General features: G+C 72.4%; 4 protein-coding genes. All 4 read right to left on the reverse strand.

Annotated features, from left to right (window positions below):
• Positions 1–25 precede the first annotated feature (25 nt).
• Genes AB8Z75_RS33630 through AB8Z75_RS33645 form a run of 4 tightly spaced genes read right to left on the reverse strand, consistent with a single transcriptional unit; the run spans position 26 to position 2,665 of the window.
• Positions 26–265 carry a gas vesicle protein gene (locus AB8Z75_RS33630; protein ID WP_181861112.1) on the reverse strand — a complete coding sequence of 80 codons (240 nt, stop codon included), beginning with the start codon at positions 263–265 and terminating at the stop codon, positions 26–28.
• On the reverse strand, positions 252–1,172 hold the full coding sequence (locus tag AB8Z75_RS33635) for a GvpL/GvpF family gas vesicle protein (protein WP_369208734.1): 921 nt from the start codon (positions 1,170–1,172) through the stop codon (positions 252–254). The genes AB8Z75_RS33630 and AB8Z75_RS33635 overlap by 14 nt, the downstream gene beginning before the upstream one ends.
• Positions 1,169–1,612, reverse strand: a complete 444-nt coding sequence (locus tag AB8Z75_RS33640; RefSeq protein ID WP_369208736.1) for a gas vesicle protein — start codon at positions 1,610–1,612, stop codon at positions 1,169–1,171. The genes AB8Z75_RS33635 and AB8Z75_RS33640 overlap by 4 nt, the downstream gene beginning before the upstream one ends.
• A gap of 15 nt (positions 1,613–1,627) precedes the next feature.
• Positions 1,628–2,665 carry an SRPBCC family protein gene (locus AB8Z75_RS33645; protein ID WP_369208738.1) on the reverse strand — a complete coding sequence of 346 codons (1,038 nt, stop codon included), beginning with the start codon at positions 2,663–2,665 and terminating at the stop codon, positions 1,628–1,630.
• Positions 2,666–3,017 lie beyond the last annotated feature (352 nt).

The raw sequence follows: 3,017 nt of genomic DNA on the forward strand, positions 1-3,017 counted from the left end.
GGCAGGGGAGGGTCGGCTGACGTCGTCACAGCGGCCCTCCGTCTCCCCAGGGGGCCGCGACGCGCTCGTTGACGGACGACAGCAGCGCGTTCAGCGACAGCCGCACCAGCGGCACCTCGGCGATCGCCAGCACCAGATCGCCGCTGACCACCACGCCGGTGTTGAGGACCCGGTCCAGCAGATCCACCAGCGGAACGCCGAGCGGCGCCCCGCTGTCCGGGCCCTCCCACCGCACGACCTCGCCCACGTGTTCACCCACGGGCATCGCTCTCACCTCCGTCCACGAACGAGTACGGCACCCACGGGCCGGTCAGCTCCACCTCGACGCCCCGGCACTCCGGGCTCTCCCGCAGGGCCTGGACGGCCTCGGCGACCTCGTCCCGCCGCCCCTCGGCCACCAGATACGCCGCGTTGAGCAGCTGCGCGCCACGGCCGCCGGTGACCGCCGTGTCGTGCGAACGCAGCCGCCGGCTCGCCACGGCGAGCCCGCCCAGCGCCCGGTCCACGGCCTCCGCGGCGCCCAGGCCCGCCTCCTGCCGCTGCTCCCGCTCCTGCCGCACGCCCCGCAGCCGCTCCAGGTAGGCGTGCCCGGGGCGTGCGGGCGGTCGTCGCGCGGCCTCCGAGCCGGGCGCCGTGCGGCACTCGGGCGCGCCCCGCCCCGCTGTCCGCCCCGCTGCGTGCTCCTTGCCGGGGCCGCGCCCGCCCTCCCGGCTCGCGTAGACCTTCACACCCCATTCGACCCGCCCGGCGATCCGCCGCAGCGCGCCCAGGAACCGGCTCGCGTCGGCGCTCAGCGCGGCCCGCGCCCGCCCGTCACCCAGGTAGAGCGTGGCGAGAGGCAGCGGAAGCGTCGGCGCGGTGGCGGCTGCCGCGGCGATCACCGCGTGATGGGCGCGGGCACAGTGCTCCAGTTCCGCTCGGTCCCCCAGCCGCTCCCGCAGGGCTTCCTCGCCGAACGAGGCGGCGGGCACGTCCTGCACCACGGCCTCCAGCGCGCCGAACCGCAGCAGCCGCACGGGCGCGCCCGGGGCCTGCCCCGACAGCCCGGCGAGCACGTCAGGGTCGCAGCCCCGACAGACGGCATAGACGTACGTGGCGGTGGCGGCGGGGGAGGAGGCGGTGGCCGGTGAGGTCTCGGGTGCGGTCCCGGGGCCGCGTACCGTCTGCGTCATCTGCGCTGCCCTTCCTTGACGTGGTGCCAACTGTGGCTGCGGCTCTCGTCCCAGCCCGCGTCCCTGCGCCGGCCTGGATGACTCTCCCCATCGGCCTCCGCCGCCCCCTCGTCCTCGTCGGGACCACCCGCCTCCAGCTCGGCGATCCGCTGCCGCAGCCGCTTGTTCTCGTCCTCGACCGCGTCCCGGTGCGCGCGGGTGGAGAGCGCGGGGTCGGTCTCCCACCAGTTGATGCCGGCTCTCTTCGCCGTCTCGACGGAGGAGACGAACAGGCGCAGCCGGATGGTCAACAGCTCGATGTCCAGAAGGTCGATCTTGATGTCTCCGGCGATGACGATGCCTTTGTCCAGGACGCGTTCGAGGATGTCCGCGAGGTTGGCCGGCCCCGAGGGGGCGGACGGCGCGTGGCTGAGCGGGCGTTCCGCGGTGTGTTCGGTCACGGCCGACCGGCCTCCTCAACGCCGTCCATCGTCGTCCTCGTCCTCGTCTTCGTCCTGATCCTCGTCGTCGTCCCGACCCTCGTCGTCTTCGTCGTCTTCGTCGTCCTCTTCGCCCTCGTCCTCGTCCTCGTCGTCGAACTCGTCGTCCTCGTCGTCCTCGTCTGCACCGCCGTCCTGGTCCTCGTCCTCCTCCTGGTCCTCACCGTCCTCGTCTTCGTCCTCGTCCGGTCCCCGGTCCTCGCCGTCGTCGTTCTGCGAGGCCTCCTCGCGCTCCCGCCTCTTCTTCTCCTCCTCTTCCTCCTGCTGGACCACCTCGTCGTGGCTGCGGGCGACCTCGCCGTCGCGGATCTCGCCGCGCCAGCCGTCCACCTCGTCGGACTGGAGCGTGACGTAGCGCTGGAAGTGCTTGAGGTCGAGGCGGAGCCGCCTGCCCTGGGCGCGCCAGATGTTGCCGGTCTTCTCGAAGAAGCCGGACGGGTAGTACTCGACGACCACCGTGACGCGGGTCAGGTTCTCGTCGATGCGGTGGAAGCTGACGGCGCCGCTCGTGGTGCCCTTCGACCCCTCGGACGACCACACGATCCGCTGGTCGGGGATCTGCTCCGAGACGGTCGCGTCGTAGCTGCGGGTCGAGGGCCAGACGCGGACCTTCCAGGTCGTCTTCGTCTCGTCCTCCTCGTCCCGCGAGACGCTGGAGACGCCGTTCATGAAGCTGCCGAAGTCCTCGAACTGCGTGAAGTGGTTGTAGACCACGCGCAGTGGCCGCCCGATGTCGACGTGCTCGATGATGTTGATGGCCTTGAGGTCCCCGGCCTTGCTGCCCCCGCCCATGCCGACCGCCTCCTTGGCCTTGCCCGCCACCTTGTCCTTGGCGCTCTTGGCCTTCTCGGAGACCATCGCCTTCACCGGGTTCTCGCCCTTCATGGCGCGGGCGGCCGTGCCGGCCAGGTCGCCGCCACCGGCTTCCTTGAGCTTGCTCGGATCGGCGAGGTCCGTGAGCTTGTCGGTGACCTTGCCGACGACCTGCTTGCCCGACGCGCCCAGGTACTCCATGAGCTGCTCGCGCAGCTGGTCCAGGGGCGAGCTGCCGTCGCTGCCGGTGTTTCCGCTCTGCTCAGCCACGGCGCTCCCTCCTGCGGCCCGAGCGGTCGGCGGACGTCCTCGCGGAACTGGCCGAGGTCGCCTTCTTCCGCGGCCGGCTGGAGGCGGAACCGTCGGACGACGCGCTCTGACGTGTGCGTCCGCTTCCGCTCCCCCTTGCTGATGCCCTTCGAGGCCGCTCGCGCTGTGCCCCGTCCGACGCTTCGGCGCCTTCTCCGTCCTCCCCGCCGTCTTCGGACCGCTCCGGCTTTTCCTGCCTCCGCTGCCGCGCGTCCCTGCGCCGGCCCCCGCCCTCGTCCTGGTC

Source organism: Streptomyces sp. PU-14G, assembly GCF_041028275.1.
Classification (GTDB): Bacteria; Actinomycetota; Actinomycetes; order Streptomycetales; family Streptomycetaceae; genus Streptomyces.